At 68.5% G+C, this 25,857-nt stretch carries 21 protein-coding genes; 10 read left to right on the plus strand and 11 right to left on the minus strand.

The window, feature by feature from the left end; genetic code table 11:
- Positions 1 to 42: 42 nt before the first annotated feature.
- Together AMD30_RS11535 and AMD30_RS11540 are read right to left on the minus strand one after the other, a co-directional pair.
- A complete protein-coding gene (locus AMD30_RS11535) occupies positions 43 to 2,268 on the minus strand; it encodes a hypothetical protein (protein ID WP_055475728.1) in 2,226 nt (741 codons plus the stop codon).
- A 27-nt stretch (positions 2,269 to 2,295) separates the two neighbouring features.
- Positions 2,296 to 3,972: an Hsp70 family protein gene (locus AMD30_RS11540; protein ID WP_084817248.1), complete on the minus strand. Its 1,677-nt coding sequence runs from the start codon at positions 3,970 to 3,972 to the stop codon at positions 2,296 to 2,298.
- A gap of 77 nt (positions 3,973 to 4,049) precedes the next feature.
- Here AMD30_RS11540 and grpE point away from each other — a divergent pair, with 77 nt between their 5' ends.
- Positions 4,050 to 4,523, plus strand: a complete 474-nt coding sequence (gene grpE, locus AMD30_RS11545; RefSeq protein WP_231632691.1) for a nucleotide exchange factor GrpE — start codon at positions 4,050 to 4,052, stop codon at positions 4,521 to 4,523.
- A 29-nt stretch (positions 4,524 to 4,552) separates the two neighbouring features.
- Here the strand turns inward: grpE and AMD30_RS11550 are convergent, their stop codons facing one another.
- Positions 4,553 to 6,607, minus strand: a complete 2,055-nt coding sequence (locus AMD30_RS11550) for a prolyl oligopeptidase family serine peptidase (protein WP_055475729.1) — start codon at positions 6,605 to 6,607, stop codon at positions 4,553 to 4,555.
- 210 nt (positions 6,608 to 6,817) lie between these two features.
- Between AMD30_RS11550 and AMD30_RS11555 the strand changes: the two genes are divergently transcribed.
- On the plus strand, positions 6,818 to 8,386 hold the full coding sequence (locus tag AMD30_RS11555; protein ID WP_055475730.1) for a serine hydrolase: 1,569 nt from the start codon (positions 6,818 to 6,820) through the stop codon (positions 8,384 to 8,386).
- A 3-nt stretch (positions 8,387 to 8,389) separates the two neighbouring features.
- Here AMD30_RS11555 and AMD30_RS11560 read toward each other — a convergent pair whose 3' ends face one another.
- Complete coding sequence (locus tag AMD30_RS11560) at positions 8,390 to 9,670, minus strand: oxidoreductase (RefSeq protein WP_055475731.1); 1,281 nt, start codon at positions 9,668 to 9,670, stop codon at positions 8,390 to 8,392.
- Positions 9,671 to 9,692: 22 nt separating this feature from the next.
- Positions 9,693 to 10,298: a TetR/AcrR family transcriptional regulator gene (locus tag AMD30_RS11565; protein ID WP_055475732.1), complete on the minus strand. Its 606-nt coding sequence runs from the start codon at positions 10,296 to 10,298 to the stop codon at positions 9,693 to 9,695.
- A gap of 119 nt (positions 10,299 to 10,417) precedes the next feature.
- Here AMD30_RS11565 and lpdA point away from each other — a divergent pair, with 119 nt between their 5' ends.
- Positions 10,418 to 11,803 carry a dihydrolipoyl dehydrogenase gene (gene lpdA, locus AMD30_RS11570; RefSeq protein ID WP_044505823.1) on the plus strand — a complete coding sequence of 462 codons (1,386 nt, stop codon included), beginning with the start codon at positions 10,418 to 10,420 and terminating at the stop codon, positions 11,801 to 11,803.
- A 181-nt stretch (positions 11,804 to 11,984) separates the two neighbouring features.
- Positions 11,985 to 12,869, plus strand: a complete 885-nt coding sequence (locus AMD30_RS11575; RefSeq protein WP_055475733.1) for a DNA-3-methyladenine glycosylase family protein — start codon at positions 11,985 to 11,987, stop codon at positions 12,867 to 12,869.
- An 8-nt stretch (positions 12,870 to 12,877) separates the two neighbouring features.
- Here the strand turns inward: AMD30_RS11575 and AMD30_RS11580 are convergent, their stop codons facing one another.
- Positions 12,878 to 13,537, minus strand: coding sequence for a class I SAM-dependent methyltransferase (locus AMD30_RS11580; RefSeq protein ID WP_055475734.1), 660 nt, complete (start codon positions 13,535 to 13,537; stop codon positions 12,878 to 12,880).
- Between the two features lies 1 nt (position 13,538).
- Positions 13,539 to 14,075, minus strand: a complete 537-nt coding sequence (locus tag AMD30_RS11585) for a carboxymuconolactone decarboxylase family protein (protein ID WP_055475735.1) — start codon at positions 14,073 to 14,075, stop codon at positions 13,539 to 13,541.
- 25 nt (positions 14,076 to 14,100) lie between these two features.
- Here AMD30_RS11585 and AMD30_RS11590 point away from each other — a divergent pair, with 25 nt between their 5' ends.
- Positions 14,101 to 14,565: a MaoC family dehydratase gene (locus tag AMD30_RS11590; RefSeq protein WP_010842821.1), complete on the plus strand. Its 465-nt coding sequence runs from the start codon at positions 14,101 to 14,103 to the stop codon at positions 14,563 to 14,565.
- Between the two features lie 19 nt (positions 14,566 to 14,584).
- On the opposite strand, the gene AMD30_RS11595 is transcribed toward AMD30_RS11590, so the two are convergent.
- Positions 14,585 to 16,006, minus strand: coding sequence for a lipase family protein (locus tag AMD30_RS11595; protein ID WP_055475736.1), 1,422 nt, complete (start codon positions 16,004 to 16,006; stop codon positions 14,585 to 14,587).
- A 317-nt stretch (positions 16,007 to 16,323) separates the two neighbouring features.
- Here AMD30_RS11595 and AMD30_RS11600 point away from each other — a divergent pair, with 317 nt between their 5' ends.
- Positions 16,324 to 17,739 (plus strand): lipase family protein, encoded by a 1,416-nt coding sequence (locus AMD30_RS11600; protein ID WP_014925330.1) that lies wholly within the window; start codon positions 16,324 to 16,326, stop codon positions 17,737 to 17,739.
- Positions 17,740 to 17,932: 193 nt separating this feature from the next.
- Here the strand turns inward: AMD30_RS11600 and ramB are convergent, their stop codons facing one another.
- Positions 17,933 to 19,363, minus strand: coding sequence for an acetate metabolism transcriptional regulator RamB (ramB, locus tag AMD30_RS11605; RefSeq protein WP_055475737.1), 1,431 nt, complete (start codon positions 19,361 to 19,363; stop codon positions 17,933 to 17,935).
- A gap of 60 nt (positions 19,364 to 19,423) precedes the next feature.
- Between ramB and AMD30_RS11610 the strand changes: the two genes are divergently transcribed.
- The 4 genes from AMD30_RS11610 to AMD30_RS11625 all read left to right on the plus strand — a co-directional run bounded on the left by AMD30_RS11610 (position 19,424) and on the right by AMD30_RS11625 (position 24,064).
- The gene (locus AMD30_RS11610; protein ID WP_055475738.1) at positions 19,424 to 20,203 is read left to right on the plus strand and encodes a hypothetical protein; all 780 of its coding nucleotides are present in this window, start codon (positions 19,424 to 19,426) and stop codon (positions 20,201 to 20,203) included.
- A 467-nt stretch (positions 20,204 to 20,670) separates the two neighbouring features.
- Entirely contained in the window at positions 20,671 to 21,966 is a 1,296-nt protein-coding gene (gene aceA / locus AMD30_RS11615) for an isocitrate lyase (protein ID WP_014925333.1), read from the plus strand.
- 168 nt (positions 21,967 to 22,134) lie between these two features.
- Positions 22,135 to 23,001 (plus strand): 3-hydroxybutyryl-CoA dehydrogenase, encoded by an 867-nt coding sequence (locus AMD30_RS11620; RefSeq protein ID WP_055475739.1) that lies wholly within the window; start codon positions 22,135 to 22,137, stop codon positions 22,999 to 23,001.
- Between the two features lie 289 nt (positions 23,002 to 23,290).
- Positions 23,291 to 24,064: a hypothetical protein gene (locus AMD30_RS11625; RefSeq protein WP_010842814.1), complete on the plus strand. Its 774-nt coding sequence runs from the start codon at positions 23,291 to 23,293 to the stop codon at positions 24,062 to 24,064.
- A gap of 156 nt (positions 24,065 to 24,220) precedes the next feature.
- Here the strand turns inward: AMD30_RS11625 and AMD30_RS11630 are convergent, their stop codons facing one another.
- Together AMD30_RS11630 and AMD30_RS11635 are read right to left on the minus strand one after the other, a co-directional pair.
- The gene (locus AMD30_RS11630) at positions 24,221 to 25,159 is read right to left on the minus strand and encodes a hypothetical protein (RefSeq protein ID WP_055475740.1); all 939 of its coding nucleotides are present in this window, start codon (positions 25,157 to 25,159) and stop codon (positions 24,221 to 24,223) included.
- 147 nt (positions 25,160 to 25,306) lie between these two features.
- Positions 25,307 to 25,831, minus strand: a complete 525-nt coding sequence (locus tag AMD30_RS11635; protein ID WP_014925335.1) for a helix-turn-helix domain-containing protein — start codon at positions 25,829 to 25,831, stop codon at positions 25,307 to 25,309.
- Positions 25,832 to 25,857 lie beyond the last annotated feature (26 nt).

A 25,857-nucleotide genomic window follows, 5' to 3' on the forward strand; every position in this document is an offset into this window, starting at 1 on the left:
ATGCTCGTCGCAGGTGCTGGCGCCCAGCGTAGTGGACCACCCTCATCCGGCGGCGCCCGTCGCCGGCGCATGAGCTCGCGCGGACGGACCGAACGCGGACGCGACAACGAGCTTTCCCTGCGGGCTCCGACGGCAGCTGGCCACCGCGACATGGCAGGGACGTGGGATGTCCGGCGGGAGCGGGAAACCGTCGTCGATCTGATACCGGGTGTTGGTCACCTTCGACGCGATGGCCGCCGGGTCCGCGGGGTGATCCGGAGCGGCATCCGGCCGAATGACGACCATCGCCTCGGTGACTCCGACCGGCCAGTCGAAGCGCACGGTGTCGCCTTCGACGCAGACGGCGGTGACCGGCGGCGGGTCGTCGGGGCGCGGGGCGGAGGGTCGCTCGGGGGCCGCGGCCGCCGGACCGGCGGACGGGGCGGACACGGCGTCGGTACGGGCGGGGGCGGACCGGTGCCCGGCGTACACGGCGGTGACCTCGTAGACCGGCGGGACCGGGTCGGGTGCACTGCCGTCGGACAGCTCGGTCGCCGTGGTCCGACCCAGCGTCCGGGTCGAGCCGTCGAATCCGATCCGCACGACCCGGTACGTCACCGACCCCGTCGCCGACGGCTCCCAGGTGACGGTGATCGCGCCCCCGTCGGCGACCGACCGGACGTTGCGCGGCGGCTCCACGGTGACCTCGGCCGCCGCCGAGTTGAGCTCGTCGTGATCCACGATCTGACGCCGCAGCTCGGCGACGGCGGCCAGGCCGGCCGGGTCTCCCGCCGACGCCGTTCGGGCAGCCGCGGCGGCCCGGGTGACGACGTCGCGTGACTGCTCCAGCCGTTCGTCGAGTCGGCCGTCCACGTCGGGAAGCAGGTCGATGTCCCGGGCCACCCGCAACACGCTCTCGAGCAGGTCGAGTGCCGCGACATGTCGCTTCTCGTCTGCGAGGTCTCCCGCTCGCCGCGAGTCCGTCACCGCCTGGGTGATGACCCGCTCGACCTCGTCGGCGACCGCCCCGATCTGCCGCAACGCCTCGTCGTCGTCGCCGGCCGAGGCCCGGGCGTCCGCGATCGCCGAACGCGCCCGCACGGGCTGGCCGTCACGCAACGCGGCGCGGGCGGCTCGAAGATCGTTCTCCCACAGCCTCTTGCGCGGGGCGGGGACCTCGACCTCGACAGGCTCGGCCGGCGGAGGAAGGGGCTCGGCCGGCGGCGGGAGGGGCTCGGCCGGCGGCGGGAGGGGCTCGGCCGGCGGAGGAAGGGGCTCGGCCGGCGGCGGGAGGGGCTCGCCCGGGGGAGGGGGCGCGCCGAATTCGGCGGCGAGTCCGGCGATCACCGTGCGCGCGTCCCGAGCGCCCAGCCCGCGGGCGCGCGCCTCGTCGAGCAGGTACTCGTGGTCCTGTGTCCCGAGTTCGTCCTCGACCAGGACCGCGGCCCGGACCCGTGGCCGGAGATGGTCGGTCACCTCGTCGATCACCGACTGCCGATACTCCTGTGCGAGGGCGGGATCGGCGAGCAGGACGTCGTGCACGTGAACCAGGAGCTCGTCGAGGACCGCGCGGAACCGGCCGGCCGCGAGTTCGCGGGCGCGCTCGTTGAGTGCGACGGCCCGCGACTCGATGACACCGCGGTCGGCGACGGCGTCGGTGTCGAGGTGCAACAGGGTCAGCAGGGTCGGGGTGGGGTCGCCGTCGTGCAGCCGGTCGAACTCGGCGAGCAGGTCGCCGATCTGGGCGCGTTGCTGTGCCGACAACGTCACCCGCGGCGGCACCGGCGCGGCGGGTGGGGCGGGCACATCGTCGACGATGCGGTGACGCCGCAGGCGGGTGGCCGTCTCCGCCGGGTCGAGGCCACCCATCGCGCCGATCTCCTCGAGCCCGGCGCGCTTGGATCTCGGTATGCCGCCGTAGCGTTCGTTGAGTCGCGCGATCGCGTTGTCGAGGAGTTCGAACCTCTGCTGATCGCGTAGTTCGCGCCGGGTGGTCACCGCGCGCGCCTCGGCGATCCGGCCGGTTTTGTGCCGCAACGGCGCCGACCGCTCGTCGTGTTCGGCGACCAGTCGTGCCACCAGGATGCGGTACTTCGGGTGGTCGCGTTGCTTCTGCCAGAACGCCCAGACCTCGTCGAGGCGCGCGGCCACGGCATCGTCGTCGAGTCGCTCGGCCTCCCCGACCGGGATGTCATACAGTTCGAACGAATCGGATTCGCCTGGGCCGCCGCGTCGCTCGACCGCGGCGAGCACGCGTTTGCGGTAGTCGTTGCCGACGAACGGCTCCATCAGACCCCTTACCTCACCCGGACATGATCACTGGTCGCGGCGTCGAGATCGGTGCACCTGTTCGAGTTCCCGTTCGACCTCCGACTTCGACAGCGACGCACCTGTTTTGGCCGACAGTGTCAGTGGTATCCGGGCGTCGACGTGGAATGCGGTGACGTGCAAGACGCCGTCGAACGCCATCTCGAAGGTGACCGACACCTCACTGCCCTCGTCGTAACCGGGCGGGATGTCGGTGATCGCGCCCTCGATGAGGACCTTGGCGTCCTCGGGTCGTGGGGACGCCGCCTGCCCCTGCTGTTCCAGCACGACCAGCTCGATGCGGGACTGATCGCGTCGCATGGTCCCGAACGACCGGCGCACCTTGATCGGCAGCGTCTGGTTGCGGTGGACCAGCCAGCTGGCCTCCAGCTCGCCGTTGTGGCCGTTGACCGCCAGCACCCCGAACCCGCGGGACACCACCGTGTCCACGCTGACCTCGAGCATCCGGCGGACACCGCTGACAGGCAGTGCGAACGCGTGCGCGACCCGCGTGCAGGACTCGTCGAGATCTGCCGGGGCGACGCTGTCGAGTCCGCGGTCCTCGCGGAGACGGCCGCGGGTGGCGAGGTCGGCGCGGACGAGTCGTTCGATCTCGAGCTTCTCGCCGTAGATCGCGGCTCCGCGGGCGACGGCGAGATCGGGATCGTTGAGCTCCGGGGTCTTTCCCAATGCGGCGGCGAGCTCCCGTGCGACCATCGGCATCCGCGACGAACCGCCGACCAGCAGGACCCGGTCGACGGCGGACACCCCTCGACGTTCGGCGGCGGCCAGGCACGACCGGGTGAGTTCGACGGTGCGGGCCAGCAGCGGGCGGGTGAGTTCCTCGAGCTCGGACCGCGTGAGCGGGATGACCGACCGGGCGCCGTCGTGAGCGACGATCACCGACGTCGAATCCGATTCGGTCAGTTCGTGTTTCGCCCGCTCCGCGGCAAGGATGAGGGCCTGTGACCCGGCGGAGTCGTCGAGCGGGTCCTCGGCATCGGGATTCTGGGCGCAGAATGTGCGCGAGAGGTGCAGCGCCAGCCGCTCGTCCCAGTCGGCACCGCCGAGCTGATGATCACCGTCGACGGCGAGCACGGTGATCCGGCGATCGGCGAGTTCGATGACCGTCGCGTCGAAGGTGCCGCCGCCGAGGTCGTAGACCAGGACGGTCTCGTCGGGCGTGCTCTTGGCGAGGGGATCGGTGATCCGGCTGAACCCGTAGGAGAGTGCCGCGGCGATCGGTTCGGACAAGACCCCCGCGACTTCGAGGCCCGCATAGGTGCCGGCCTGGATCGTCGCGCGCCGCTCTTCGTCACCGAAATACGCCGGCACGGTGATCACGGCGCGGTCGACCCGCTCACCGGCGAACGCGGCGTCGGAGATCAGCGATTTGAGGATGAGTGCCGAGATCGCCGGGGCCGACCAGGTCTGCCCGTGCGCGACGAACCGCCACTGTGCGTCGCCCATCCGCCGCTTCACCAGGCTGCAGACGTTCTCGGGGTCGAGCCGGGCCTGCCGGCGCGCACCTTCGCCGACGACGTGGTCGGTGGGCGAGGTGAGCAAGACCGTCGACGGGGTGGTCGGTGCCCCGGTCAGGCCGACGATCACCTCGGGGCGACCGTCGGCATCGATCTTCGCCATCGCCGAGTTGGTGGTTCCCAGGTCGATCCCGATTACGCCCACGATCGGGGATGCTAGCAGCGCAGAGGGTTCCGCCGGTGTCGGACGATCGATGGGTGGCCATTCATTACGCTGGCGGAATGACGTCTCCGGAGGGCCCTGCACCCGACCGAACCGCTGGGCTCGAGCAGTTGCGCGAGCAGCTGTCCGACCTCGCGCTGGTGGTCGCGCGGCAGACCAGGACGATCGAACGACTCGTCGACGCCGCCAAATCGCCGCCGGCGACGGCCGTGGCAGACGTTCCGCTCCTGGTCGATCTGTTCGCGCTGTACACCGACGCCGCGACGTGCGCGGTCTCGGCGTCGGAGGCGGACCGGCCCGCGTTCGAGCTGCTGCGCGCCGGCCTGGAACGGCTCATCGTCGGCCGCGGCGGTGCCGTCGTCGCACCGCCACCCGGCGCCGACTTCGATGCCCGCACCATGGAGGCGGTCGACGTCCGCCCGGTGACCGACACCGCCGCGGACCGCACGGTTGCCGAGGTGCTCCGTCCGGGACTGGTCGCGGGCGAGCGGTCGGTGCGCCCCGCGGCGGTCGTGGTCTTGCGGATCTCGTAGTAGACGATGGCCGATGGCGCGCCCTGTCGCTACGAGATCCCGAGGGTCCGCCAGAGGAATTCGTAGGCGAGCGCGGACTTGAACGCGGCCTGCTTGTTGTCCGCCGCGCCGCCGTGACCGCCCTCGATGTTCTCGTAGTACTGCACGTCGTGGCCTGTTTCCTCCAGGCGGGCAACGAGTTTGCGCGCATGACCGGGGTGGACCCGGTCGTCGCGGGTCGAGGTGGTCACCAGGATCGGTGGGTATGTCGTCTCGGCGTCGATGTTCTGATACGGCGAGAACGGCTTCATGAACTCCCACTGTTCGGGATCGTCGGGGTCGCCGTACTCGGCCATCCACGATGCCCCGGCCAACAGGAGGTGGTAACGCTTCATGTCGATGAGCGGCACCTGGCAGACCAGGGCGCCGAACAACTCGGGATACCGGGTCAGCATCACGCCCATGAGCAGCCCGCCGTTGGAACCGCCCTGGGCGCCGAGCTGGGCCGGGGTGGTGAGGCCGGAGTCCACGAGGGCGCGTGCCACCGCCGCGAAATCCTCATAGACCTTGTACCGGCCCGCCTTCTGGGCCTGGGTGTGCCACGACGGTCCGTACTCGCCGCCGCCACGGATGTTGGCGATCACGTAGATGCCGCCGCGTTCGACCCAGCTCTGTCCGGCGATGGCGAGGTAGCTCGGGGTGAGCGCGTTCTCGAATCCGCCGTAGCCGTACAGGAGCGTCGGGCCATGGGACACGTCGCGGCGCCGCACCACGAAGTACGGGATCTGCGTGCCGTCGTCGGACGTCGCGAAGTGCTGCTCTGCGGTCACCGACCCGGAGTCGAAGAACGCGGGGCTGTGTTTGATCACCTCCGGGGCGTGCCCGCTGTAACCGTGCAGCAGACTCGGCGGTTCGGTGAACGACGTCGCCGACCAGAACACCTCGTCACTCTCATCGGGGTCGGTGTCGAGCACCGAGACCGTGGCGAGGTCGGGCAGTCCCGGCATGTCGATGACCTGCCACGTCCCGAGTTCGCGCACCTCGACCCTGGTGTGCACGTCGTGGAGTTTCACGATGATGAGATGTGAACGCGTGTAGGCGTAGTCGACGAGACTCGTGTGCGCGTCGGGTGCGAACAGCACGGTCGCGTCGCGGTCGCCCGACCGGTAGGACTCGTAGTCGAAGGCCAGCAGCGTGCCCGGTGGGTGAGTGGTGCCGCCGACCTCCCATTCCGACCGCGACAGCACCAGCAGCCAGTTCATCCGGACCCCGGCGTGGGCATCGGTGGGGACGTCGAGCAACTCGGGCTCGCCGTCGCGCAGTTCGTAGTCCAGCGAGTTGAAGAAGTCCGTGGCGCGCCCGATGAAGTGGCGCTCGAATCCCGGTGTGCTGTCGTAGACCGCGCGCACCGACACGTCGGAGGTCTCACCGGTGAAGACCGTGACGGCCTCCGACAGCGGGGTCCCCCGCGTCCACCGCTTGACCACGCGCGGATAGCCGGAGTCGGTCAGCGAGCCGTGCCCGTCGGGTTGCTCGCCGAAATCCGTTCCCACGTAGACGGAGTCGCGGTCGATCCACCCCACGTCGGACTTGTTCTCCGGCAGCACGAAGCCGTCGGCCACCCAGGTGCGCGACGGGATGTCGAACTCGCGGACCACGGAGGCGTCGGCGCCACCGCGCGAGAGGGAGATCAGCGCCCGCTCGTACTCGGGCCGCAGCACGGTGGCACCGGCCCACACCCAGTTCTCGTCCTCGTCCCGTGCCAGTTCGTCGACGTCGATGAGGACATCCCAGTCAGGGGCGTCGGTGACGTAGGAGTCGTACGTCGTGCGACGCCAGAGTCCGCGCGGGTTGGTCGCGTCGCGCCAGAAGTTGTAGAGATACTCACCGCGACGCCGCGCGTAGGGAATGCGGTCGTCGGTGTCGAGCGCGGCCAGCGTCGCGGCCTCCAGCTCGCGGAAGCGCTCCGATGACGTCAACGCCGCCACCGTGGGTTCGTTGTGGGCGCGTACCCACGACAACGCATCGTCGCCGGTGACCTCTTCCAGCCACAGGTACGGATCGGTGTCGGTGGTCGCGGTGCCGTCGTCGCCGTGCTCGGTCATGGCGTCCAACCTACGCGGGCGCCCGCGGGCGTCGGACCCCGCGCGCGTGCGACGCGGTGCCGACCCCGACAAAACGCCTACTCGGGGCCTGTTTCGGGGGTATCGTGACGCAGCGACGTCGAGGAGACCCCCATGGCCACTGCTCATTCCGTTCCTGTCCGCCGCTCCGGCCATGAGCCGCCGCGAGCCACGAGATGGGGCCGTCTCTCGATGGCCACGTGCTCCGCCGTCGCGGTCATCGCACTCGTCGCCGCCTGTGACAGCGGGTCGTCGGGGACCGGTTCGTCACCGTCCGGGTCGTCCTTGGTCAATCCGAATTCCGTCGCCGCCGAACCGCTGCCGGCCGATGCGGTCGACAAGGCGGTCGGCCAGCTCGACGACCTGGTCGCGTCGATCATGGAGTCGACGAAGATCCCCGGGGTGGCCGTGGCCGTCGTGTCGGGAGGGGAGACCAAGTACGCCAAGGGGTTCGGCGTCAAGGACATCACCACCGGTGACGCGGTCGACCCGAACACCGTCTTCCAGCTCGCGTCGGTGTCCAAGTCGGTCGGGTCGACGGTGGTCGCGGCCGCCGTCACCGACAAGACGGTGACCTGGGAGATGCCGATCGTGGAATCATTGCCGTGGTTCGCTCTCTCCGAGCCGTATGTCACGCGCACGGTGACCGTCGGGGACATGTACTCCCACCGGTCGGGTCTTCCCGACCACGCCGGTGACAAACTCGAGGACATGGGCTACTCGCGCGAGGAGATCCTGCAGCGGATGCGTTTCATGCCCCTCGATCCGTTCCGGATCAGTTACGCCTACACCAACTTCGGGGTGACGACAGGTGGCGAGGCCGTGGCGGTGAAAGCCGGGACGGACTGGGCGACACTGTCTCAGGATCTCATCTACGGACCGCTGGGCATGACCAGCACCAGCTCGCGGTTCGTCGACTTCGAACGCCGGGCGGACCGCGCGGTCGGACACATCAAGGAAGACGAGAAGTGGGTCAAGACCCCGATCCCGCGCGAACCCGACGCGCAGTCACCGGCGGGCGGCGTGAGTTCGTCGGTCAACGACATGGCGATCTGGTTGAAGATGGTGCTGGCCCAGGGCAAGCACAACGGCCAGGAGGTGGTGGCGCCCGACGCCCTGCTCCCCGCGGTCTCGCCGCAGGTGGTGTCCAATCCACCGCAGACGCCCGACTCCCGCGCCGGATCGTACGGCTACGGCTTCAACGTCGGGGTCACCGAGGACGCGCGGACGCAGTTCAACCACGCCGGCGCCTTCGCCTCGGGCGCCGGAACGGTGTTCTCGGTCCTGCCGTCGGCCGACACCGCGATCGTCGTGCTCTCCAACGCCGCGCCCGTCGGTGCGGTGGATGCGATCGCCGCCGAGTTCATGGACCTCGTCCAGTTCGGTGAGATCCGCAACGACTGGCGGGATCTCTACGCCAAGGCGTATGCGCCGCTGAGCGTCCCGGAGGGTGAACTGGTCGGCAAAGAACCGCCGCCGAATCCCGCACCGCCGCAACCGCTGCCGTCGTACGTGGGTGCCTACGCCAACCCCGTGTACGGGCCGGCGGAGGTCGTCGAACGCGACGGGAAGCTCGTCCTGGAGATGGGTCCGGGCGGGGTCCGCAAACACGAGCTCTCCCACTGGGACGGCAACACCTTCACCCTGCTCAACGAGAACGCCGAGCCGGGCTCGATCTCGCAGGTGAGGTTCGACGGGCCACGGATGACGATCGAGTACTACGACGACGAGGAGAGCAACGGCGAGTTCATCCGCCGGTGACGCTCAGCGGCGGGGCGACACGCCCTGGCTGCCGGCAGTCACCGGGTCGGGGACCTCACCCGTTCGGATCGGGCATCGGGTGTGTGAGTAGATCGTCGGCATGCAGAGGTTGCAGTGGACACACTTCGACGTCGTCGACGGGTCGTCGGCCAGGCGTAGGGGAAGGTCGGGCTCACGCAACAGCGCGCGGCCCATGGCCATGAAGTCGAAGCCCTCGGCGAGGGCGAGATCCATCGAGGCCCGGTCGGTGACGCCGCCCAGGAGGATGAGCGGCAGGTCGACGGCCTTACGCAGTTCGCGTGCGAGGGGCAGCAGATAGGCGTCGTGATAGCGGTAGTGCTTCAGGAAGACCGGGGCGAAGACCTTGAGTCCGTACTTCATCGCACCGGAGAACGCATCGGCGAACTCCTTGCGCGGCGCCTCGCCGTGGAACAGGTACATCGGGTTGAGAAGTGAACTCCCCGCGGTGGGTTCGATGGCGTCGAGGTGACCGTCGGACTCCAGGAGCTGCGCCACCTGGCACGCCTCGTCGACGTTGAAGCCACTGCGCTTGGCCCGGCTGCGTGCCCGAGCCGCGGGTGAGCGTTCGAGGTCGACGCGGCCGACGCCGTCGAAGGTGTTCAGTTTCACCCAGATCGCGGCCTCGTCCCCGACCTCGTCGCGCACGCTCTCGACCACCTCGCGCGCGATACGCGCACGGTTGACGAGGCTCCCGCCGTAGGAGTCGCGACGCCGGTTCAGCAGCGGAGACAGAAAGCTGGAGATGAGATAGTTGTGGCCGCAGTGGATCTCGAGCCCGTCAAAACCGGAGTCCACCGCGAGTCGCGCGGCGCGACGGAACTTCTCCCGCAGATCGGCGATGTCGTCGACACTGACCGCGCGGGTCACCGACATCCCCATCGGCGCGGGTATCCGTGACGGTCCGAGGGCGGGGGCCCGGTTCGACGCCGAGTTCGCGACCGCGCCTGCGTGCCCCAGTTGTGCGGCGGCGAGAGCCCCCTCGGCGTGGATGGCGTCGGTGAGCCGCCGCAATCCGGGAACCGCCTTCGGCCGCATCCAGATCTGGTGGCGGTCGGTGCGGCCCTCGGGTGAGACCGCGCAATACGCGACGGTGCTCATGGCGACGCCGCCGGCCGCTACCTCGCGGTGGAACTCGATGAGCTCGTCGGTGACCAGGGCGTCGGGCGTCATCCCCTCGAAGGTCGCGCATTTGATCAGCCGGTTGCGCAGGTGCAGCGGGCCGAGCCGGGCGGGGCTGAACGGTCCGGTGGTGGGGCTGTCCACAACGGGTCCTCTCACTCGTGTCTCACGGCGCGGGCGCGGTCAGTCCGGCGGTGACGAAGCCGGTCAGGGCTGTCACCGCGGTCGTGCTCAACGTCTCAGTGCCCCCGAACCTCAGGAGGATGAGCTGGAAGGCGAGGGCCCAGCGCCGGCGCGCCTGCCCCGCGGTCAGGCCGGGGACGGCGTCGGCGAGCATGTCGGCGAACGGGTCGAGATCGAACCAGCGCGACGTCCAGCCGGCGGTGGGGTGGGCGAACACGAACCGGGCGAGCAGCCGCAGGTGGAGATGTCCCGCCGGGTCGGCCTGTAGATCGACGAAGGGGTCGACGACCACGTCGACGACCTGCGCGATCGCTGTGACGGCCGGGTCGAGCGAAGCGAGCGGGTCGGCCCACAGCGGGCCGAGCCGGGACTGCAGCAGTGCGATGGTGAGGTCTTCCTTGGTGCCGAAGTGGTAGTGCACCGCGGCCGGGTTGGCCTCGGCGGCCGCGCAGATCGCCCGGACGGACACCTTGTCGTATCCGTCGGCGAGGAAGAGCCGTTCGGCGACGGTCAGCAGGGTCTCGCGAGTCGGCATCGAGGCCGAATCGCGGCGTCCGGCACCGCGTCCCTCGCGGGTGGTCTGGGTCACACGAGCAGCAAAGCACAGTTCAGTCGTCGTTTCAATCAGTGATTGAAACCGAAGTGGTGCTACCGGCGAGTAGTGGGACACTCTGCGGCGGTGGTCGGACGCGACGTAGGCTGGCTGTCGTGGCTGAACACTTTCAAACAGTTGTATTGGGTGCAGGTCCAGGTGGGTACGTAGCCGCGATCCGGTCGGCTCAACTGGGCAAGAAAACCGCCGTGATCGAGGAGAAGTACTGGGGCGGTGTGTGTCTGAACGTCGGATGTATCCCGTCGAAGGCACTTCTGCGCAATGCCGAACTCGCGCACATCTTCAATCACCAGGCCAAGACGTTCGGCATCAGTGGCGATGTCTCCTTCGACTTCGGCGCGGCATTCGACCGCAGCCGCAAGGTGTCCGACGGCATCGTCAAGGGCGTCCACTACCTGATGAAGAAGAACAAGATCACCGAAATCGACGGGTACGGGGTGTTCACCGACGCCAAGACCATCAAGGTCGGCGATCGGGAGATCACCTTCGACGACGTCATCATCGACACCGGGTCGACGGTCAAGCTGCTCCCCGGCGTCGAACTGTCGGAGAACGTGGTCACCTACGAGACCCAGATCCTCACCCGCGAGCTACCCGGCTCGATCGTCATCGTCGGCGCCGGTGCCATCGGTATGGAGTTCGGCTATGTGCTCGCCAACTACGGCGTCGACGTCACCATCGTCGAGTTCCTCGACCGCGTGCTGCCCAACGAGGACGCCGACTCGTCCAAGGCTCTCGCCAAGGAATACAAGAAACTCGGCATCAAGCTGCTGACCTCCACCAGGGTTCAGTCGGTCACCGACAACGGCGACGACGTCACCGTCACCTACACCGACGCCAAGGACAAGGAGGGCGAGCTGACCGTCGACAAGGTCCTCATGTCGGTCGGCTTCGCCCCGCGCGTCGAGGGCTTCGGCCTGGAGAAGACCGGTGTCGAGCTCACCGATCGCGGCGCCATCGCGATCGACGACTACATGCGCACCAACGTCGACGGCATCTACGCCATCGGCGATGTCACCGCCAAGCTGCAACTCGCGCATGTGGCCGAGGCCCAGGGCGTCGTGGCCGCCGAGACCATCGCCGGCGTCGAGACCATGACCCTCGGCGACTACCGCTTCATGCCGCGCGCCACGTTCTGCCAGCCCCAGGTGGCGTCCTTCGGACTCACCGAGGCGCAGGCCAAGGACGAGGGCTACAACGTGAAGGCGACAACGTTCCCGTTCTCGGCCAACGGCAAGGCGCAGGGACTCGGCGAGACCGCGGGTTTCGCCAAGCTCATCACGAACGCCGACACCGACGAACTCCTCGGCGGACACCTCGTGGGCGACAACGTCTCCGAGATGCTGCCGGAGATGACGCTGGCCCACAAGTGGGACCTCACCGCCAAGGAACTCGCCCGCAACGTGCACACCCACCCGACCCTGTCGGAGGCGCTGCAGGAGACGTTCCACGGCGCGCTGGGGCACATGATCAACCTGTAGTCCTGGCCCTTCGAGGCTCGCTTCGCTCGCACCTCAGGGGGCGGGACATCTCTGCTCTCCTCGGGGAGCAGGGCTTCATCTCTGCTCCCTGAGGTGCGAGGAGCGATAGCCGCCGGGCCGAGCGAGCGAAGCGAGTCGAGGTCGACGAGCCACGAAGGGTCTGCGCACTACCCTCGGAACGGTGAGTGCCGTCGAACGTGTCCGCGAGTGGACACCCCCGTGGCCGCTCGACATCGGGGCGACGGTCGGCCTGCACCGACGCGGTGCGGGCGACCCGGCGTTCGTCTACGGACAGGACAGGTCGGTGTGGCGGGCGGCCCACACGCCCGATGGGCCGGGTACGCTGACCGTTCGCTCCGACGGCACGACCGTCACCGGACGCGCCTGGGGGCCGGGTGCGGACTGGCTACTCGAGCAGATGCCCGACTTCCTCGGGGCGAGTGACGATCCGGACGCGTTGGTCCCACGTCACCCGGTGGTACACGAACTCGTCCGCCGTACCGAGGGACTGCGCCTCGGTCGCACCGATCGCGTGTGGGAAGCGCTGGTGCCGGCGATCCTCGAACAGAAGGTCGTGGGCGCCGAGGCGTTCCGCGCGTGGCGGTATCTGTTGCGCCGCTTCGGTACTCCCGCACCCGGTCCGGTTCCGGAGACGATGAGGGTGCCACCGCCCCGAGCGGAGTGGGCCCGCATCCCGAGCTGGGAGTGGCACCGCAGCGGCATCGAACCGGTCCGGATGCGGACGATTCGCGGGGCGACCGCTCTCGACGTCGAACGTCACGCGGCCAAGCTCACCGTGTTACGCGGCGTCGGGCGGTGGACCGAGGCGGAGGCCCTGTCGCGTGCGCTCGGCGATCCCGACGTCGTCAACGTCGGCGACTATCACATCCCGAAGCTGGTGGGGCTCACCCTGATCGGCGAGGCCGTCGACGATGCGGGGATGCTCGAGTTGCTCGAACCCTATGCGGGACAACGACAGCGCATCATCCGGATGGTCACGCGGGGCGGCGTCCGTCCCGAGCGCCGTGGACCGCGGATGACCATCCGCGACTACCGGTCCTTCTGATCGACCGCTCAGCCCTGCGTCGCCTCCGGGCCGGGTCTCCGCGCCAGCACGAACTGTCCCTGTCCGGTGATCGTCTGCTCGACGTCGTCCACGCCGGCACGACGGAGGCGCTCGAGGATCTCGTGGTCGTCGAAGATGCGGTATCCGCTCACCCCGGCGAGCGGCCGGACGCCCGGCAGCGAGGTGAGAGGTGTCGTCACCGAGGTGAAGACCACGATCTCGCCGCCGGGCGCGGTCACCCGAACCAGCTCGTCGACCACAGGGAGGGGATCGGGGATCAGATAGAGCGCCGCCAGGCAGGTGACGACGTCGAAGGTGTTGTCGGCGAACGGCAATGCGTGGGCGTCACCGCGCACGAACGCGGCCCGTCCGACGGCGTTGGTCTGCGCCGCGCGCGCCAGCATGGGTGTGGAGAAGTCGATGCCGATGCACCGGCCGTCGCCGGTGAGGCCGTCGGCGATCTCACGCGTGTAATTGCCCGGACCGCAGGCGACATCGAGGACGAGGCGATCGCCGGGGCGGGCGAGGTAGGCGCGCAGCGCGCGGTCGAAGTCGGCGGTGGAACGGCCGCCGAGACTGAAGAGCCGGGTGAAGGTCGGACGCCACCGGTGCTCGTAGATTTCGGCGAAGTGCTGGTTGCGCATCAGCCGCTGCGCGATCGACTCCATGTCAGGAGCGGGTGTCGCGCTCGATGCGCAGTGTGTGGATGGTGGTCGCGAGACTGTCGTACTGCCCGACGAGCAGGGTGAAGGCGATGAGCTTCCGGTCGTCGAGGTGCCGCGACAACGCCTGCCAGGCGATGTCGGAGACGTCCTTGCTCTCGACGAGCTCGTCGACGGCTCGCAGGATCGCGCGCTCGCGATCGCCCCATCCGGCGTCGGGTCCCTCCAGGATGTGGTCGAACTCGTCCGCGGTGATCCCGGCCCGCCGGCCGAGTCGTCGGTGATGATCGAGTTCGTAGTCGCACTCCCGGAGATGGGCCACCCGGATGATGACCATCTCGGAGTCCTTGCGCGACAACGCACCGAACGGCATCAACCGGCTGCTGAAGTGGAGCCAGCCGCGGAAGAGCCCCTTCGTGCGTCCGAGAGTGGAGAAGATGTGTGCGTCGTCGACACCGATGGCCCGTGCGGCCCCCCGCGCGAAGACGAAATTGATCGGCCCGAGCTCCCGGAGACCGCCCGGAGCGACGCGAGGTGTGCCCATGGGCCCACGGTAGACTACGCGGACTATGACGCACACCACACGGACGTTCACCAGTGTCGACGAACTGAAGGCCGCGATCGGCGAGGATCTCGGGTCGGGCGAATGGCTGGAGATCACCCAGGAACGGGTCAACGCCTTCGCCGACGCGACCGGTGATCACCAGTGGATCCACGTCGACCCCGAACGTGCGAAGTCGGGTCCGTTCGGCACGACCATCGCGCACGGATACCTGACGGTCTCGTTGCTGCCGATGATCGCCGGGAAGATCTTCACCGTCGAAGGTCCCAAGCTGGTCCTCAACTACGGGATGAACAAACTGCGTTTCCCGAATCCGGTGAAGGTCGGCGCCCGGATTCGATCCAATGCGGTGATCACCTCGGTCGAGGAGACGCCGAAGGGCGTGAACGTGGTCGTCACCAACACCGTCGAGATCGAGGGAGAGGCCAAGCCCGCATGCGTCGCGGAGAATCTCCGCGTTCTCGTCTTCTGACCGGGCGACGTCCCGCCGGTCAGCGGCGACACTCGTCGACGGCCGGTTCGCCGCGTAGCCGGCGGTCGAGCCAGTCGAGGGCCACCGGGAAGCCGAGCAGCGCTGCGGTGACGTGTTCGCCGAAGATTTCACGGTAGGCCGCGTTGGTGCCGAGAGCGCACTGTTCGCGATAGAGGGCGCGGGCGCCGGCCGCGGGTATCCACCATTCGTGGGTGCCGTGATAGATCAGCAGGGGAGTCGCGGACGCGCGGTCGGCCATTCCGGTCAGGCGGTAGATCCGCTCGGCGGTCGGCGACCGGAACGGGTCGGGGTCGTTCGACAGCACCTGCATCGGCAGGAAGGTCCCGCCGGCGATGGCCTCGGGGAGCACGCACACGTTCTTCATCGGCGACGAGGCCAGCCATCGAGCGGGCCGGTTCGCCAGCGCCAGGATCTCCGGACGCTCGCGCGCGATGCCGAAGGTCGCAGCATGGAACAGGCCGGTCGCCAGGTTCGCGTTCATGCTCCCGACGAGCATCCGGAAGTCGGCCGGGACGCCGCCGAGTGCCGCGCCGACGACGCGATCGGTGAGCTCGGGAGCGTACTCGCCCAGCAGTTTCGACGCCCCGTGCGTGGCGATGGCACCCCCGGAATACCCGGTCATCGCCACCCGGCTGTCGCGCAACATCATCGGGTCCAGACGCCGGGCCGCGCGAATGGCGTCGAGCGTCACGTGCCCGGCGAGTACCGGTTCCGCGTAGGCCATCCGGGGTCCCTGGTGGTCGGGTATCAGAGCCGCATGGCCCGCGTTCAGTGCGAGCTGGGTCGTCGGCGGGATCAGGTCCGTGATCCCGGTTGCGATGGAGAGTCCATGCGCGAGTGTGTATCCGGGTGTGCAGGCGGCTCCGAGGGAGTCGATCGGCAGATTGTTCACGAGCATCGGCGTCGACGCGCCGACCGCGCGGCGCGGGATCAGCAGGGTCGCGGTGCCGTAGATCGGCGCTCCGACGGCGTCGGTGCTCCGGAACTTGATCAGCGTCGCCGAGCGAAGCGGCACGGTCACAACCGGTCCGGCAGCCGCGATGACGTCGCGCGTGGCGATCACTTCGCCCGGCGCGCGGGAAGCCAGATCGGCCGGCCAGCGGTCGAACATCGGGTCACCGGTGGGCGAGGGCAGGATCGACTCGCGCAATTCGAGTGTGCGGTGGTCGAATCCGGCGGCTCGTGCGCGCGGTGGGATCGTGCGCAGCGGGGCAACCGGGGGTGGCGGCACCGCGTCGTCGATCGCGTCGACGACAGGCGGCGGCAGCGGCATCATGTTCGGTGGATCCGCGGCCGCGCGTCCGGCGGGCAGTAGGCCGACGACGACGATCAGCAGGACGCCGACCGTCCACGTCGCCCGGTGCCGCAGCGCAGTCCGGTACCGGAGCGGTGTCCGGCGGCGGAGCGAGGTTCTCGTCATGACGGTGCCTTCGCGTGACGGACGCCCCGATGCGCCCGCTTCCCCGTGACCCTAGGACCATCGACCGGACCGGAGCGCCGGTTGCGCATCGATGGTCGCCGCACCGAGACGGAACCGTGATGTGTGATGCCCGGTGGGGAAAGCACATTCGCGCGTCACCCGACCGGACTACACCCGCGACTCACCTCGCCGTCGGCACGGCACGCTTGATCCCCGCCGTCTAGCATTGGCCGCAGGTGATCGCGGTTCGAGTCGTCAGATGTGCTGCCGGGGGGCAGGTGATTCGACGATCACCGAGGTGAGACGGGAGGTTGGCGATGCCGGCCAGGGGAGTTCTTCGACTATCGGTTCGACGGGCAGCGATCGCGACCACGGTGGCGGTGGCCGCACTGGGACTCGTCGCGGGCCCGACGTGGATGAGCGGTACGGCCGACGCCGAACCGCCCAATCTCACCTCGGTCCCGTCGCAGCTGCCGGCGGACATCGACGCCGTGATCCCGGCGCCGCCGGTCGAGAGACTGTCGCGCATTCCGGAACGGTCCCGCATTCCGGGCGCCTCCCACGAGCTGCAAGAGCTGCGCGAGGCGATCATGCCGTCGCCGAGCGGCGACCGGTTCTTCGACGACTGGCCGGCCGGACTCGCCGCGCGGACACCCGGAGAGGTCCTGACGACGCGGTCGGTGACCCGCGTGGCGCAGTCGCTCGTCTTCGTCCCGCTGCGGTCGGCGCGGCAGGTCAAGTTCCGGACCACCGACGCGAACGGCGCCCCGATGTTCGGCACGGCCACCCTCCTGGTGCCGGCCAAGGCGTGGACCGGACGGGGAGCCCGGCCGGTCCTGGTCAACAATTCGCCGATAGTCGCGCTGGGCACGAAATGCACCACGGGGTTCACCTACGCACACGGATTCACCAACAACACGAACGAGACCGATCTGATCCCGCCGTTCACCCAACTCGCACTGGACCGGGGTTACGCGGTGCTCGTGCCCGACCACACGGGACCCCGGATGGCCTACGCCGAGCCGTTTGTCGCGGGACACGTGATCCTCGACTCGGTGCGCGCGGCGGCCGGCGTCGACCCGGCGAACTTCGGGCGCGGACCCATCGCGATGGTCGGCTACTCCGGTGGGGCGATCGCCACCCACGGGGCGGCCAAGCTCGCCGCCGGGTATGCGCCCGACATCGCCGGACGATTCGTGGGCGCGGCCATCGGCGGGGTACCCGCGGACTACCGGTCACTCGCCGGCGCCATGAACGCGAACCTGGCCTCGGGTGTCTTCCATTCGGCGATTCTCGGTGTCGCGCGGGAACGGCCCGAGGTCCTGCAGATGTCGAACCATCTGGCGAGATGGCTTGCGACGTCGGAGATCCGCAACATCTGCACCGACGACATGGGCAACCTCGGGATCTCGCACCTCCCGACCCAGCTGCTGTCGACCGACCCGGACCCCTTCAACTCCGCGGTCGCCGAGAAGCTCTTCGAGGTCACGTCCATGGCGGATCTCGAGGCGTCGATGCCGTTGCTGATCTACCACGGGCGCTACGAGTGGTGGGTTCCGGCCAGCCAGGCACGCGCGCTCTTCGCCCAGCAGTGCGCTCTCGGTGCCACCGCGGTCTACCGCGAGTACGGTGCCGAGCACGTGTCGGCGGCTGCTCTCGGCTTCCCGGACACCGCGACCTGGCTCGACGACCGGCTACGCGGCCTACCCGCGCCGAACGGGTGTCGCGGCTGATTCGCTTGCGGCCCTTCGAGGCTCGTCGACCTCGACGCGCTCCTTCGTCGCTTGCTCGGCCCGGCGGCTATCGCTCCTCGCACCTCAGGGAGCGGAAGGGTGGCTCGTCGACCTCGACGCGCTCCTTCGTCGCTTGCTCGGCCCGGCGGCTATCGCTCCTCGCACCTCAGGGAGCGGAAGGGAGGCTCGTCGCTCACCGGGTCTCGGTGAGACTCATGTACGGCGAGACGCTGCTGGTGTGTTCGTCGATGCGCAGTGAGGCGCCGAGAGCGGGGAAAGCGCGCTGCGCGCAGTTGGTCCGCTCGCACACCCGGCACCCGGCACCGATCGGCGTGACGTGCGCCTGCGGTCCGATCTCCAGACCGTCGGAGTAGATGACCCGCGCGGCATGGCGCAGTTCGCATCCCATGCCGATCGCGAAGGTCTTCCCGGGTTGCCCATATCGAGTCGCGCGGCGTTCGACCGTCCGCGCGACCCAGAAGTAGTTGCGGCCGTCGGGCATCTCGGCGATCTGCGTGATGATCTTGCCGGGGTAGGCGAACGTCTCGTAGACGTTCCACAGCGGACAGGTTCCGCCGCTCGAGGAGAAGTGGAACCCGGTGGCAGACTGTCGCTTCGACATGTTGCCCGCGCGGTCGACGCGCACGAACGACCAGGGGATGCCCCTCAGGTTGGGTCGTTGCAGCGTCGAGAGACGGTGGCAGATCGTCTCGTAGGACACGGCGTAGAAGGCGGACAGGCGTTCGATGTCGTACCGGAAATCCTCCGCCGCACCGTGAAACTGGCTGTAGGGCAGGACGACCGCGGCGGCGAAGTAGTTCGCGAGGCCGAGGAGTCCGAGCGCCCGCGCGTCCTCGCTGCTGAAGTTGGCCTCGTCCACCAACTTGTCGAGGAGGTCCTGATACTCGAGGTAGCAGAGTTCGCTGGCGAGCTTGAACGTCCGCTGCCCGGCCGAGAGCGACGCGGAGAATTCGAGGCGTCGCGCCTCGCGATCGAACCGGTGCAGTGTGTAGTCCCCGAGGTCCACCCGGCGCACGATGCTGATGCCGTGGACGCTCTCGATGCGGTTCATGATCTCGCGGCGGATGTCGGCGGAGTGCATCCGCATCCGCGTGGTCATCTCCTCGGCGGCGATGTCGAGTTCGTGAATGTAGTTGCGGCGCTGGTAGAAGTAGTCGCGCACCTCCTCGTGCGGCGCGCTGATGGTGCCGCGCATGCTGCGGTCGCCGCGCTCGTCGGTGGCCGCCGCGAGCTGATCGGTGGCGATCCGGTAGCGGCGGTGCAGGTTCACCATCGCCTGTGCCATCTCGGGATGCGACGTGACCATCGCGCTGATCCCCTGGGCGTCGAGCGCGCCGGGGGAGGCCTCGAGGTCGTCGTCGAGCAGGGCCTCGCGCAACTCGGCGACCAACCGCACGTCGTCCTGCGAGTCGAAGAACCCGGCGTCGACGCCGAAGGCCTCGGTGATCTTGGCGAGCACCGACGCGGTGAGCGGCCGGGCGTCGTGTTCGATCTGATTGAGATACGACGCCGAGATCGACAACGTCTGCGCGAGGGCGACCTGCGACAGGCCGCGCTCGGAACGCAACTGGCGCAACCGCGACCCCACATAGGTCCTGCTCATCGTCCACCTCCAGGACAGGTGCCGCCGCCTCGAGCGTCGTCCCCAGGGTACGGTGACCGCGTGCTCTCCCTCCCCGGCCGACGCCGCTCGCCGGCAGCGACGGCCGCGACGGCCGCGTCCGTCGTGGCAGCGGCGCTCCTCGTCGCGGGGTGTGCGGGCGACCCGGCGGCAGTACCGGCTCCGCGCGGGCCTGCCGACCTCGTGCTGACCGCGTCGCAGTTGCCGCCCGGGTACACCTCCGCGCCACTGGCGGTCGCGGATCTCGTCACGGGGAACCAGGCCGCCATCGACGCCTCCCGCTCGGCGCGCGTCACCCCCGAGTACTGCGACCCCACGTCCGACGCGGCGCTCAACAAGCAGCTGACCTCGGACAACTCCGCTGTCCTTGCCGCCCGTGACGGTGCCACGGGCGCGCTGGTCGAGCTGGTCACCACCGCACCTCGCGACATCGACGCCGACCGTCTGACCACAACCGGCCGTTGCGCGCGCACCACGACGGACATCACCACGGGACACCTGGCGGGGAGCCGGGTGGTCACCGAGTTCACCGAACTTCCCCCGCCGGACGTCGACGGCGGCCTGCTGCCCGGTGAGCAGATGTTGCTCACGCGGTCCGACGTCACGACGACACTCACCGACGGCGGCGTCCGCCGGCAGATCGGGTTCGCCGGGTACGCCGTACTCGACCGTCCGGCATCGGGGCCGGTGACGGTGCAGCTGACGGTGTCGGGCGCGCCCACCCGCGCGACGAACCCGCCGACCGCCCCCGTGGAGCCGATCGATCCGGCCGCGTTCTCGGCCCTCTTCGACACCGCCGTCGAGCAAGTCACCACACCCTGAGCCACGCCGGCCGTCGCCGACGCGGCGCCCGAGAGTGTGAAGGGTGTCACTCCCGGGTACACGACCGTGCCGGCTCGGGTGCGTGTCGACCGCGATCCATCGGCCAGACGCTTACCTACCCTCGGGTAGGAAAATCCCAGTACGGACGTACTTTTTGGCGGGGGCGGCGCGGGTTTCACAGATCAATATTTGCAAACTTTGCACCGCGATGCCGAAAAATAACCCATATTTGCATTCGTCAAGGGTTGGACCTGCGGGTTTGTCTTGTGGCACCCTTGCTGCAGGCACCACCGACACCGAGTCGGAAGGTTCGCAAGTTTCGGCCGAGACTGACGCCGACCGCGAGTCCACACCTTCGGGCAGGAAGTCGGCTGTCTGTCAGCAGAGAGGTTCCGGCGGCGCGCCGGGCCGTCGTCCCGATCCGGCCCCCGGTCGGGACGAGCAGGACAACGAAAGCGAAGTAGCCAATGAGCAACGTCGGAAAGCCCCGTACCGCCGCGGAGATCCAGCAGGACTGGGACACCAACCCGCGCTGGAAGGGCATCAAGCGTGACTACACCGCCGAGCAGGTCGCCGAGCTCCAGGGCTCGGTCGTCGAGGAGCACACCCTCGCCCGTCGTGGCGCGGAGATCCTGTGGGACGGCGTGACCCAGGGTGACGGCAGCTACATCAACGCACTGGGCGCCCTCACCGGCAACCAGGCCGTGCAGCAGGTCCGCGCCGGCCTGAAGGCCGTGTACCTCTCGGGCTGGCAGGTCGCAGGCGACGCCAACCTCTCCGGTCACACCTACCCCGACCAGTCGCTCTACCCGGCCAACTCGGTGCCGAGCGTCGTGCGTCGTATCAACAACGCGCTGCTGCGCGCCGACGAGATCGCCCGCGTCGAGGGTGACAACTCGGTCGACAACTGGGTCGTCCCGATCGTCGCCGACGGCGAGGCCGGCTTCGGTGGCGCGCTCAACGTCTACGAGCTGCAGAAGGCCATGATCGCCGCGGGTGCCGCCGGCACCCACTGGGAGGATCAGCTCGCCTCGGAGAAGAAGTGCGGCCACCTCGGTGGCAAGGTGCTCATCCCGACCCAGCAGCACATCCGCACGCTGAACTCGGCTCGTCTCGCCGCCGACGTCGCCGGTGTTCCCACCGTCGTCATCGCCCGCACCGACGCCGAGGCCGCCACGCTGATCACCTCCGACGTCGACGACCGCGACAAGCAGTTCGTCACCGGTGAGCGCACCGCCGAGGGCTACTACCACGTGAAGAACGGCATCGAGCCGTGCATCGAGCGTGCGAAGTCCTACGCTCCCTACGCCGACATGATCTGGATGGAGACCGGTACCCCCGATCTCGAGCTGGCTCGCAAGTTCGCCGAGGCCGTCAAGAGCGAGTACCCCGACCAGCTGCTGTCCTACAACTGCAGCCCGTCGTTCAACTGGAGCAAGCACCTCGACGACAGCACGATCGCCAAGTTCCAGAACGAGCTGGGCGCCATGGGCTTCACCTTCCAGTTCATCACCCTGGCCGGCTTCCACTCGCTGAACTACGGCATGTTCGACCTGGCCTACGGCTACGCCCGCGAGCAGATGTCGGCGTTCGTCGACCTGCAGAACCGCGAGTTCAAGGCTGCCGAGGAGCGCGGCTTCACCGCCGTCAAGCACCAGCGTGAGGTCGGCGCCGGGTACTTCGACAACATCGCCACCACCGTCGATCCGAACAGCTCGACCACCGCGCTGAAGGGCTCGACCGAGGAAGGACAGTTCCACTAGGAACTCTCCCGCCACCGGCGGAACATTTGGCGTACCAGTCAGGCGGTCCGCGGCTTTCGCTGCGGGCCGCCTGTTGGTGTATCCCGGGGATGGTTCGTGCCCCGAGGAGCTACCCGTGTTCTCGCGAAATCAGTTGTTGCGTAGACGTTTTCCTCCGGAGGAGCCGACATGACAGGCCAGAAGATCTCCCGCGTCGGTGTGGTGGGTGCCGGGCAGATGGGCGCCGGAATCGCCGAGGTGTGCGCGCGGGCCCAGTCCGATGTGCTCGTCTACGAATTCACCCGCGAACTCGCAGCCGCCGGTCGCGATCGGGTTCTCCGATCGCTGGATCGTGGCGTGTCCAGCGGCAAACTGACCGAGCGGGAGCGCGAACAGGCGTCCCTGCGACTCCGGTTCACCTCGGATCTGGGCGACTTCGCCGACCGGCAACTCGTGTGCGAGGCCGTCGTCGAGGACGAATCCGTCAAGACCGAGATCTTCACCCAGCTCGACAAGGTCGTCGCCGACCCGGCGGCCGTCCTCGCGTCGAACACCTCGTCCATCCCGATCATGAAGCTGGGCATGGCGACTCAGAACGCCACCCGCGTGATCGGCATGCACTTCTTCAACCCCGTCCCGGTTCTCCCGCTGGTCGAGGTCGTGACCACCCTGGTGACCGCACCGGAGATCGTCGAACGCGCCGAGACCTTCGCTCACGACGTGCTGGGCAAGCAGGTGGTGCGTTCGGCCGACCGATCCGGGTTCGTCGTGAACGCCCTGCTGGTGCCGTATCTGCTCTCGTCCATCCGGATGGTGGAGACCGGTTTCGCGACGGTCGACGACATCGACAAGGCCATGGTCCTGGGCTGCGCACATCCGATGGGCCCGCTCAAGCTGGCCGATCTCGTCGGGCTCGACACGGTCAAGGCGATCGCCGACAGGATGTACGAGGAGTTCAAAGAGCCCCTCTATTCGCCGCCTCCACTGCTGTTGCGCATGGTCGAGGCCGGGAGACTGGGCAAGAAATCGGGCCACGGTTTCCACCGTTACGGGTGATCAGACCGCTGCATGCGGGCACTTCGGGTGACCTCCGTCACGTGTGTTAGCAAGATGCTTGCATTTGCTAGCACAGCGTGGATACTGGATAGCGGAAACACCAATACCGATGGCGCCGCGGTTCCCCTTTTCTCGCGCGGTGTGAGTCGAATCGAATCGGCTTGCGACACCGTACGTTTCGAGGCGACAGGCGACGGAATTCTCCGACATGCGCCCGGCGAAGATGCCGAGATGAGCGAGACCGCATGTGCTGCAGCGCAATTGGTGACCCGACCCTAAGGAGTCCATTGTGACCACCACCGAACGCAACTACGCTCCCCTCTACGCCGCAGTCGGCGCAGGCGACTACGCCTTCGCGCAGGTCACCGAGAAGCTGACCGAACTGCGGGAGCGCACCGAGGCCGCCGCCGAGACCGCCCAGTCCCGCTTCGACGAGGCCAAGACCCGCATCTCGGATCTGCCGGAGACCGCCCAGACGCGTTTCGACGAGGCCAAGACCCGTATCGGCTCGTTGTCCGAAGAGGTTCCCAGTGACCTCGACGAGCTGCGCGGCAAGCTGACCGCCGACGAGCTCAAGCGTCTCGCCGACCCGTACGTCGAGAAGGCCTACGGCTTCTACACCTCGCTCGCCGAGCGTGGCGAGGCCACCCTGGAGCGCCTGCGCACCAAGCCGCTCGTCCAGGAGAACCTCTCGCGCGCTGAGAAGGTGTACAACGACGCCGTCGATCTCACCGAGGACGCCCTCGGGGTCGTCTCGACCCAGACCCGCCTCGTCGGTGACCGCGCGGCGAAGCTCGCCGGACGCGTCAGCGAAGAGGTCGAGGACGTCGCCGTCGCGATCGAAGAGGCCGGCAGCAACGTCAAGGACCAGGCTGCCGACGCGGCCAAGGAAATCGACGGCGCCGCAGGCACTGTCGAGGCCAAGGGACGCGCCGCCAAGTCCTCGCCGGCCAACAAGGTCGCCGAGGCCAAGGACACCCCGGTGCCGGCCGTGAAGAAGACCGCTGCCAAGAAGGCGCCGGCCAAGAAGGCCCCGGTCAAGAAGCCGACCACCGCGAAGTAGGTTCACCCACAATCGCATCCGACAACGCCCCCGCTCCGGCGGGGGCGTTGTCGTGTGTGGGGTGCTCTTTGTCTCGGACGAGGTCCCTGTCCCGCGGTGGTGTTTCCGTCCCGCTGATCGGATCTCATCAGCGGGAGGGAAATGGGACCGCGGGACTCAGCTCATCAATTCGAACTTCTCCAGCCATGGTCGAAGCAGGCCGATGAAGGACCCGTCCTCGAGCATCGACCAGGTCCAGCGCACGACGACGGGGCCCAGCGCGCGGATCTCGTCCTCGCGCAGCTTCTCCTGCAGCACCACGTCGGTCATGGTCTTGCCCGCTTTGCGCAGGCGGCCGTACTTCACCATGCCGTCGAACTCCCCGACGAGCTTCGCCTGCCAGTCGAAGTCGACACGGTAGACGCCGCTCCGCCCGCAGAACTCGTGTTGCAGCCCCGGAGCAGGCAGGCCGGCCTCGATCATCTGCGCACGACTCCACGATTCGCCGACGCTCTCGGCCGCCCCATCAGCCAGTGCCAGCGCACGCCGAGCCACTCTGCCGCCCTGCCTACGACGAGAGGTGAGGATGCGCCACATGAGCTCACGATTGGCGCCTGCACGAAGTGCCTGGTCGAAGGCGGTGAGCGCTTGTGCGAAGTCGCCCCCGGCTGCCACATCTACGGCGGTTCGCTCGATTCTGGTGACTAGTATTCCGTCGACGACGGCGAGCTCGTCCTCTGTCAGGGCGGCGGCGTGAACGTGACGATGCGTCGCGATGAATCCGCCGGCCCTCTTGCCGTTGGTGACGTGAACGCGTTCGGTGTCGGGCTTCAGCAGTGGAATGCCGAGCACCGCGGCGGCCGAGACGTGACTCAGCGGCAGCTGCGGTGCGCTCGCGGGATGTGACGTGGCGATCGCAACAGACTTGAGGCGGTGCAACTCCTGATCGCCTTCGTGCCCGGCGAAGTCGTCGGATGCCGGGACGAAGACGCCGGGGATGAGGCGGATCAGGTCGCCGGCGGACACCGCTGCAGCAAGCAGATTGTCGGAGAAAGCCGCATCGAGTGCGGCGCCGCGACGGATCAGACCGTAGCGGTCCAGTGGGTAGCTGGTCATCTCTATTCGACGCAGCGGAGGGGGTTTCGGCTCCATCGGGTTTTCCCCAACCTTCCCGCGGTCCCGCTTCCGTCCCGCTGATCGGATCTCATCAGCGGGACGGAAGCAGCACCGCGGGAGCGGGATTCGACGGCGCGGGTCAGGGTGTCAGGGTGACCGGATGGTCAGGACCGCGAGCGCGCCGTCGTCGCTGCGGTAGGTGTGGGTGGCGTCGGAGAGCCACTGGAGGGATTCGCCCGGTCCGGCCGTGTGTTCCTCGCCGGCGCGCCCGGCACGAAGGTGGCCGCTGACCACATGCACGTGCTCGACGACGCCGGGGCCGTGTGCGGGCGACTGCCTGGTTCCGCCCGGGGTCACGCGCAGCCAGAACACCTCGGTGACCGATCCGTCGTCGTGGTGCTCGACATGGAGCAGCCGCGCCGCGAGGTGCGGACTCGCGCCCTCCACGCCCGTGTCCTCGCCGAGCAGGGCGGTCAGCGGGACGCCGAGCGGACCGGCCACCGCGTAGAGAGTGTCCAGAGTCGGATTTCGCTGTCCTGCTTCGAGTTCGGACAGCGAGCCCTTGCCGATGCCGGCTTCGCGGGCCAGTGCGGACAGGGACAGGCCGCGGCGGTTGCGCAGGGTGGTGATCCGGGTGCCGACCGAGCGTCGTCGGTCCTCGCCGTCCGACATCGTCGCAGTCCCTGTCCTCTCGGGTC

The sequence above is a fragment of the Gordonia sp. HS-NH1 genome (genome assembly GCF_001418765.1).
Lineage (GTDB): Bacteria > Actinomycetota > Actinomycetes > Mycobacteriales > Mycobacteriaceae > Gordonia.